The organism is Pseudarthrobacter sp. 01T43, assembly GCF_056398665.1.
The window spans coordinates 484,422-493,374 of the sequence record NZ_JBFTPV010000003.1; the positions used below are offsets into that span (position 1 = coordinate 484,422).

Genomic DNA, 8,953 nt, shown 5'->3' on the forward strand with positions numbered 1-8,953 from the left:
CGGCGAGATCTCGGCGCTATAGTGCCGCCTTAACGCCGGGACGTCGCCACTCGGCGCCGGAATCGCGGGCTTTAGTACTCGGGAACGGCTTCTTCAGCCACTGCGGTGGCCTCAGCGAACTGCGTCCGGTACAGCTCGGCGTACCGGCCTTCGGCCGCGAGCAACTCCGTGTGCGTTCCGCGCTCCACGATCTGCCCGTCTTCCACCACCAGGATTGCGTCCGCGGCGCGGATGGTGGACAGCCGGTGGGCAATCACGACGGCGGTACGCCCCTCGAGCGCGGCGCCCAGGGCCGCCTGCACGGCGGCTTCGTTCGTGGAATCCAGGGCCGCGGTGGCCTCGTCCAGGATCACGACGCGCGGCTGCGCAATGAGCAGGCGGGCGATGGTGAGCCGCTGGCGTTCGCCACCCGAAAGCCGGTATCCGCGCTCCCCCACCACGGTGTCCAGGCCGTCGGGCAGGGACCGGACCATGGTCTCCAGCCTGGCCTGCCGCAGGACATCCCACATGAGTTCGTCGCTGGCGTCGGGACGGGCCAGTCGCAGGTTGGAGGCAATGCTCTCGTGGAACAGGTGCCCGTCCTGCGTCACCATGCCGAGGGTTTGCCGCATCGAATCGAAAGTGAGGTCGCGGACGTCAACTCCGGTCCCGGGCCTGGCCCCGCCAAAGCGGACGGCACCGGAATCCACGTCGTACAGGCGCGAAAGCAGCTGCGCGATGGTTGACTTTCCGGCCCCTGAGGAGCCCACGAGGGCAATGGTCTGGCCGGGTTCCACACGGAAGCTGATACCGTGCAGCACCTCTTCGCCGCCGCGGGTGTCCAGGGTGGAAACGTCCTCCAACGAGGCGAGCGAGACCTTGTCGGCCGATGGGTAGGAGAAGCGGACGTCGTCGAACTCCACGGACAGCGGTCCGGGGGGAGATGACACCGCATCGGGCTTCTGCTGGATCAGGGGCTTGAGGTCCAGGATCTCAAAGACCCGCTCGAAGCTGACCAGGGCACTCATGATCTCCACCCGGGCGTTGGAAAGCGCCGTGAGCGGGGCGTACAGGCGGGTGAGCAGCAGTGCCAGCACCACCACGTCGCCCGCGGCCAGCTGCCCTTGCAACGCCAGGAAGCCGCCGAGGCCGTAGACCAGCGCCAGAGCCAGCGCCGAGACAAGCGTCAGGGCGGTCACGAAGGTGAACTGCAGCATCGCCGTCCGGATGCCGATGTCACGCACCCGGCCCGCCCTCGCGGCGAACTCGCGGGATTCCTCATCCGGCCGGCCGAAGAGCTTCACCAGCGTGGCGCCCGGAGCGGAGAACCGCTCGGTCATCTGGGTACCCATGGAGGCGTTGTGTTCCGCGGCTTCGCGGCGGAGGTCGGCCAGCTTCGAGCCCATCCGCCGCGCGGGGATCAGGAAGAGCGGCAGCAGGATCATGGCGAGCACGGTGATGAGCCAGGATTTCCCCAGCATCACCACGAGGGTCAGCGCGAGAGCCACAACGTTGCTGACCACCCCGGACAGGGTCCCGGCGAAGGCCGACTGCGCGCCAATCACATCATTGTTGAGCCGGCTCACCAGGGCACCAGTGCGGGTGCGGGTGAAAAAGGCGATGGGCATCTTCTGTACATGGTCGAAGACCTTGGTGCGGAGGTCCACGATCACGCCTTCGCCGATCGTGGAGGAAAGCCAGCGGGTGACCAGTCCCAGACCGGCTTCGGCGACCGCCACAATGGCGATCAGCACGGCCAGCCAGATGACGACGTCGGTGCCCGCGCCGGCGATGATTGCATCAACCACCTGGCCGGCGAGGACCGGCGTGGCGACGGCCAGGACGGCCATCACGATGGACAACAGGACGAAGGCGATCAGATTGCCCTTGTGCGGCCGGGCGAAGCCGAAAACACGCTTGAGCGTCGCCTTCGAGAAGGGCTTGGAGCCGCTCGAAGCGCGGGTGATGTTATAGAGGGAGCTCCAGGCTACCCGGTCCATGCTCATGAGTTGTTGCCTTTCGGGGCGGCGTGGCCCAACAGTTCGGTGACGACGCCGTTGTCCACATTCCACCGTACATCCAGCCGCACGTTCTCGAGCAGCCTCCGGTCGTGGGTGACCAGCAGCAGTGCCCCCTCGTAACTTTCCAGGGCTTCTTCCAACTGTTCGATGGCCGGCAGGTCAAGGTGGTTTGTTGGTTCGTCCAGGACCAGCAGGTTCACGCCGCGTGCCTGCAACAGTGCCAGTGCAGCGCGTGTCCGTTCGCCAGGTGAGAGGGAATCCACGGGCCGGGTGGTGTGGTCTGCCTTCAGCCCGAATTTGGCCAGCAGGGTGCGGACTTCAGCCGGGGTCAGGTCCGTCAGGACAGTTTCGACGGCGTCCGCCAGGTTGAGGTGGCCGGCCAGCAGTCCGCGGGCCTGGTCAATTTCGCCGATGGCCACCGAGGCGCCCATGGCTGCGTTGCCTGAGTCCGGTGCCTGGACGCCCAGGAGCAGGCGCAGCAACGTGGATTTGCCTGCCCCGTTGGGGCCAGTGATGCCAATCCGTTCCCCCGCATTCAGCTGGAGGTTGACCGGGCCCAGGGTGACGCTGCCCTGGTTGACGACGGCATCACGCAAGGTGGCCACGACCGCACTGGACCGCGGCGCCTGGCCGATCGTGAACTGCAGCTGCCATTCCTTCCGGGGTTCCTCCACCACGTCCAGGCGTGCGATCCGGGACTCCATCTGCCTGACCTTCTGGGCCTGCTTTTCGGAGGATTCGGTGCTGGCCGCGCGGCGGATCTTGTCATTGTCCGGGCTCTTCTTCATGGCGTTCCGCACGCCCTGGGAGCTCCATTCGCGCTGCGTCCGGGCCCGCGAAACCAGGTCTGCCTTGGTGGCGGAAAACTCCTCAAACTTTTCGCGTGCGTGCCGCCTGGCTACCGCGCGCTCCTCCAGGAAAGCCTCGTAGCCGCCGTCGTATACAGCGACGGAATTCTGGGCGAGGTCCAATTCCACGATGGTAGTGACGCAACGTGCAAGGAACTCACGGTCGTGGGACACCAGCACCACGCCGCCGCGAAGGCCCTGGACAAACGCTTCCAGTTTGGCCAGTCCGGCCAGGTCGAGGTCGTTCGTGGGCTCATCGAGGAGCACTACGTCAAAGCGGCTGAGCAGCAGGGCAGCCAGCGCTACGCGGGCGGCCTGGCCGCCGGAGAGGCCGGTCATCGGGGCTTCCGGGCCGGTTTCCAGCCCGAGGTCGGCCAAGACGGCCGGAATGCGTTCATCGAGGTCCGCCGCGCCGGATGCCATCCAACGGTCGAAGGCGAGGGAATAGGCGTCGTCTGCGCCGGGGGCCCCGGAACCCAGCGCCTCGGCAGTGGATTCCATATCCGCCGTCGCCAGGGCACAGCCGGTGCGCCGGGCGATGTAACCGGCCACGGATTCTCCCGCGATGCGCTCGTGTTCCTGGGGAAGCCAGCCCACAAACGCGTCGGCGGGCGCGAGGCTTATGCTCCCGTCCTGGGGCTGGTCAACTCCGGCCAGCAGGCGCAGCAGGGTGGATTTTCCGGCGCCGTTGGCACCTACCACGCCCACAACGTCGCCGGGGGCAACCGTGAGGGAGAGCTTGGAGAAAAGTGTCCGGTGGTCGTGGCCACCGGAAAGGTCTTTAGCAACAAGGGTTGCAGTCATGGCTTGGTCAGTCCTCTCGCCCGGCCGGCGGAAGGCCTCTTGACCTCGCCTTAATCAGCCGGAATTGCGGGGAATCCGCAGCATGCCAGCCCGCAAAAGTGCCGGGACACTAAAGAGCCCGCCGGTCCGGACTTGGGGGGTGTGCGGACCAACGGGCTCGACCATCAAGCATAGTCGACTCCGCGGCCCGCATCAAACCGTCAGCCGCAGGCAGGCTAAAATCAAGAGCAATCATCCGTTCAGCAGAGAGCAGATATGCCCATTCCTGCCAAGGCGTTCCAGCGCTGGCTGCACGATATCGCCCCGGAAACGAGTACCTCTGACATTTGCCGGGCGGCCGGGATCAAACGGACCACGCTGGCCCAGCAATTGGTCCGGGGCAAGGTGGCCGAGGCGACTGTGGTGAGCATCAGCCGTGCCTATCACGTCGACCCAGTGTCCGCATTGGCCGGCTTTGACGCCTACAGCCAGCTCGCGGGGCCGCCGCGCCAGCCCACGAGGTCGGAGCTGGTCAGCCAGATTTCCACGGCCGATCTTCTGCGGGCGCTCCTGTTGCGCGGCGCCACTGAACCGGACGGACCAGCGGCGGCCGGCCAAGGCGACTCGGCGATCCCCGACGCAGGCCTTCCCGGTATGGGGCCAACGGCCTTGGGCCCGCCACCGCATGCCACGTCGGTGCGGGACTGGGTGGAGGCAATCGACGACGGCGAACTGCGCCACCGCGTCTCGACAGCCACTGGGATCGCACCGCAGAACTATTCGGCGCAGTTGACTGCCAACAGGCTCGCCCCGGAACTGGCCGTGGCTACGGCCTCGGCTGCCGGCGTCGCCACGGCCGGCGGCCTGGTGGCAACCGGGCTCATCACGGAGGCGGAGGCCGGTTGGCCTCCCGGGGCCAGGCAGGCGGCGCTGGACAGTATGACCGACGGCGAGCTGACCACCCTGGCAGGGGAACGGCTGCAGACCCTTGCCCGCGCGCTCCGTCGGCAGGAACATGACCAAGAACGAACCGACAAGATCTGGGAGAACCTAGGATGATCGAGATCCTGCAGTGGTCCACCTTGGCTGCTTGCGGTGTGGTGGCCATGGCCCGCATTCCCAGCGCCTTGCGGGGGAAGAACCGGACAATTTTCTACATTTTTGCCCTGATGACCTTGGCGATCCTCCTCAGCATTGAGGCGCCGTATGTTGCCATAGACCAAGCCCTGGGTGGTATGAACATCGCCAATCTGCTGCTACGGCTGGTCGTTTTTGCCGTCATCTTTTTTGTGGGGATCCGCATCACCAGGGGCTTTGGGGCCACCGGCGCCTACCGGCTGATCGCCGGGCGGATCGGGATGGCAATGCTGGCACTTACCTCGCTGATCGTGGTGATTCTTTTTTTGATGATGGATACCGCAGGGTCCTCTGCAGGCCTGGTCGCAGTGTCGGGCCGGGACGCCAGGAACGGACTGCTGGTTGAGTACTACGGCGCAGCCGGCCGAGCATATCCGGCCTACGTTGCGCTGGTCCTGCTGCCGGCCATGGCGCGTGCAGTCAGCAGCACGCTCCCGCCGCTGGTCCGCGTGTCGGCGCTCCTGCTGGCCGGCGGTGCGGCGGCCACCGGGCTGAGCCTGTTGTTCCCGCTCATCCCGCCGGAGCTGGGGTCAGTGGAGTTCATCATCAACTACACGGCAATACTCTGCTTTGTGTTTGGGCTGGCTTTGATCGGCGTGGCGAGCCTGCGGCGTGGCCAAAACGGCCGGCTGAAAAAGACTTCTACTGAAAAGTAGCCTGTCCAGCTTTCACAAAATCATTAGACATGGCACAATCATGAATGTGTGAAGGTGGCGCGCGGGTGTTTGCGAACGGGGATAACTTCTTGGACGCCGCGCTGCCCCTATGCCTTTGCGCGCATTGGGGGGATGAGTGGTGGCGGCCGTTGGGGACCGCCCCCACTCAGCCTGCTTAAGGGCCCAACCATGTCACGCGTTCCTGCGCGTTGAGTTGCGAGGAGCAGCGCCAACTCCCGGTTCCATGCGGACTACCGGGCGAACCTCAACGTGACCAGCTGGAACGGGCGAAGGGCCAGGCTGACGCTCCCCTGCTCCGCCGGCGTCACCCCGGGTGCATCCAGTGGGCGTTCCAGGAGGTCCGTTGCCTGCACGTCACGGACCGGGAAAGCGGCTGTGATGACAGCGCCCGAGCGCTGGCCCAGGGACTCGTAGAGCCGGACCACCACATCGCCGGAGCCGTCCTCCGCGAGCTTGACGGCTTCAATGACCAGGGCCGGGTTGTCCACGGTGAATAACGGCTCCGCCCCGCGGCCACCGCGAACCAGGCGCGGCACCAGGTTGGTGCGGTACCCCTCCTCCACGGCCTCGGCGATTCCTGCACCGGGACGGATCGTGACCGTCAGTTCATGGTGTCCGCGATCCGCCGCCGGGTCGGGGAACTTCGGTGCCCGCAACAGGGAGAGCCGCACTGACGTGGTGGTCCCGCCGTCGGCCTCCCTGACATTCCTGGTGACATCGTGGCCGTAGGTGGCCGAGTTTGAAATCGCCACGCCGTAGCCGGGTTCGGCCACGTGGATCCAGCGGTGCGCGCAGATCTCGAACTTGGCCGCCTCCCAGGAGGTGTTGTTGTGCGTGGGCCGGAAGAGATGCCCGAACTGCGTTTCAGCAGCGGAGCGGTCCGCCTTGACGTCAAGCGGGAACCCCAGCTTGAGGAGTTTCTCGCTCTCCTGCCACTCAACGGCAGTGGTGATGGCCAGGGAGTCGCTGCCTACGTCCAGCGTGATCCGCTGGGTGACCGGCGACGAACCTGCAAGACGCTGCACCACCACAACGGCACTGTTTCCGACGTGCTCCAGCCGGACGTCCTGCGCGCTTGTCAGGGCGGTGACGTTACGGCGGTAGAACTCATCGATGTCCCAGGCGTCCCATTCGTTGGGGGTGTCCCGGTGCAGCTCCAGCAGGTTGCCGCGCGATCCGGGCGCGATGGCTTCGCGGCCCGACGCGTAGTCGGTGAGGGACGTGAGCAGGCCATCGCCGTCCAGGACAGCCCGGATGATGGCGTTGTCCAGCACAAAACCGCCGTCCAGCCCAGTGGCTTGGACAGGCCGGCCCCCGACGGACGGCTCGGCGGCTCCGAGTGCCGGAACGCCGTTGCGCGCGTGGGGTGCAGCATTGAGCAGGAACGTCCGTGAACCTTCCCCCAGCAGTGCGGCCGCCGCCTGGCCAATGATGGTTTCCAGGCCGGCGCTGATGGCGGCGTAGTTCCGTTCCGCGTCCTGGTGGACCCAGGCGATGGAACTGCCTGGCAGGATGTCGTGGAACTGGTGCAGGAGCACCAGTTGCCAGAGGCGTTTCAGCTCGGCAGCCGGGTAGGCGAAGGAGCTGCGGACGGCGGCCGTGGCGCACCAGAGTTCGGCCTCGCGCAGCAGGTGTTCGCTGCGCCGGTTGCCGCCCTTGGTCTTGGCCTGGCTGGTGTAGGTACCGCGGTGAAGTTCGAGGTACATCTCCCCCACCCACACGGGCAGCGCCGCATAGCCCTCTTCCGCCTGGGTGAAGAAACTTTCGGCGGAGCCTACCCTGACCTTGGGCGAGCCCTCCAGGTTCGCGGTGCGGTGTGCGGCGGCCAGCATTTCACGGGTGGGCCCGCCGCCGCCGTCGCCGTAGCCGAACGGCACCAGCGAGGTGTTGGCGCGCCCATGGTCGCGGAAATTCCGTTCAGCGTGCGCCAGTTCCCGCCCACTCAGTTCGGCGTTGTAGGTGTCCACCGGCGGGAAATGCGTGAAGAGCCGCGTGCCGTCGATGCCTTCCCAGTTGAAGGTATGGTGCGGCATCCGGTTGACCTGGTTCCACGAAATTTTCTGCGTAAGGAACCAGCGGCTGCCGGCCGACCTGACAATCTGCGGCAGGGCTGCGGAGTACCCGAACGAATCCGGCAGCCAAGCTTCGCGGCATTCGACACCGAATTCCTGCAGGAAGAAGCTCTTTCCCTCAACGAACTGGCGGGCCATGGCCTCACCGCCGGGCATGTTTGTATCCGATTCAACCCACATGCCGCCCACCGGCACAAACTGGCCTGCCTTGACCTTCTCCCGGATCCTGCCAAACAGCTCGGGGTAGAACTCCTTCATCCATGCAAACTGCTGGGCCGAGGAACAAGAGAACACAAAACCCGGATCCTCGTCCATCAGTGCCACGACATTGGAAAACGTCCTGGCGCACTTGCGGATGGTCTCGCGCACCGGCCACAGCCAGGCGGAGTCGATATGGGCGTGACCGGTGGCCACCAGCTGGTGCGCGGACGCATAAGCAGGACGGGACAGTACCTCGGCCAGGACCGCGCGGCCGGCGGCGGCAGTACCGGGGACATCGTCCGGGTCCATCCGGTCCATCATGCGCTCCAGCGCGCGGAGAATCTCATGGCGCCGCGGCTGCTCCATCGGAAGCTCATGCATCAGCCCGGAGAGGGTCCAGACGTCCTGCTGAAGCTCCCAGACCGTCTGGTTCAGCTCGGCAATGGCGATCTTGCCGAGCCGGTACTGCGGGGCCGTGCCCGCCGTCCCCTTGTCGCCCAACGTGGTGGCGGCGAAGGTCCAACCCTGCGCCATATCAGGGTTGGCGGCTGCCTCAACATAGAAGTCAACGGCCATGCCGCTACCCAGCAGTTTGAGCGGGATGTATTGGTTCCGCGGCGAAATCGCCTTGATGATGGTTCCGTCGGGACGCCACGCGATGCCTTCGCACTGGAAGCCGGGGGCTTCGTTGATAAACCCGAGGTCTACCACGATCTCCACCGTCGTGTCCGGGCCTGTACCCCAGGCCTCGGGAACATCGCCTTGGAGCCGAAGCCATTTGGTGCCCCACGGCTGGCCCCAGGCTGCACCGTGTTCCTGCGGGAGGAAGTCATGACGAAGGGCCTCCATCACGGCGACAGGTTCGCCGGGCGCGTCCCAACTGCTCAGGGTGAGGGGAACGCTGCGGGTGTAAACGGCGGGATTGATCCGCTCGCGGACAAACCGGGCCAGTCGGACTTCGGTAATCCGGCGGTCGTCATGCACTTTAAACCCTCTTAGATACGTGAATTGGATTATTCGAATCCGGACAACGCCGTCCAATCGATGGATAAAATCTACCGGCTAGTAGCCCAATAGCCAAGTACCCGCGTTGACTCATAGAAGACCTCCGCGTAGCTGCAGTCGTTGCCTCAGTGGAAAACCTCCGGGAAGGCGCTTCGTTGCCTMACAGGAAGGCCTCCGCCAACGGCGTGGTGCCCGGGCTTGAGGCCTGGCTGCGGTTATGCCCGTTTTCA

5 protein-coding genes are annotated in these 8,953 nt (G+C 65.6%); 2 read left to right on the forward strand and 3 right to left on the reverse strand.

Going from position 1 to position 8,953, the window contains the following annotated elements:
* Nucleotides 1–71: 71 nt before the first annotated feature.
* Together AC1DIM_RS05725 and AC1DIM_RS05730 are read right to left on the reverse strand one after the other, a co-directional pair.
* Nucleotides 72–1,985, reverse strand: coding sequence for an ABC transporter ATP-binding protein (locus AC1DIM_RS05725; protein ID WP_477709525.1), 1,914 nt, complete (start codon nucleotides 1,983–1,985; stop codon nucleotides 72–74).
* Nucleotides 1,982–3,652, reverse strand: a complete 1,671-nt coding sequence (locus AC1DIM_RS05730) for an ABC-F family ATP-binding cassette domain-containing protein (RefSeq protein WP_477709526.1) — start codon at nucleotides 3,650–3,652, stop codon at nucleotides 1,982–1,984. Before AC1DIM_RS05730 ends, AC1DIM_RS05725 begins: the two co-directional genes overlap by 4 nt.
* Nucleotides 3,653–3,907: 255 nt before the next feature.
* Here AC1DIM_RS05730 and AC1DIM_RS05735 point away from each other — a divergent pair, with 255 nt between their 5' ends.
* Both AC1DIM_RS05735 and AC1DIM_RS05740 read left to right on the forward strand, forming a co-directional pair.
* Nucleotides 3,908–4,690, forward strand: a complete 783-nt coding sequence (locus AC1DIM_RS05735) for a hypothetical protein (RefSeq protein WP_477709527.1) — start codon at nucleotides 3,908–3,910, stop codon at nucleotides 4,688–4,690.
* Nucleotides 4,687–5,424, forward strand: coding sequence for a hypothetical protein (locus AC1DIM_RS05740; RefSeq protein ID WP_477709528.1), 738 nt, complete (start codon nucleotides 4,687–4,689; stop codon nucleotides 5,422–5,424). The genes AC1DIM_RS05735 and AC1DIM_RS05740 overlap by 4 nt, the downstream gene beginning before the upstream one ends.
* Nucleotides 5,425–5,675: 251 nt before the next feature.
* Here the strand turns inward: AC1DIM_RS05740 and AC1DIM_RS05745 are convergent, their stop codons facing one another.
* Entirely contained in the window at nucleotides 5,676–8,702 is a 3,027-nt protein-coding gene (locus tag AC1DIM_RS05745; RefSeq protein WP_477709529.1) for an alpha-mannosidase, read from the reverse strand.
* Nucleotides 8,703–8,953 lie beyond the last annotated feature (251 nt).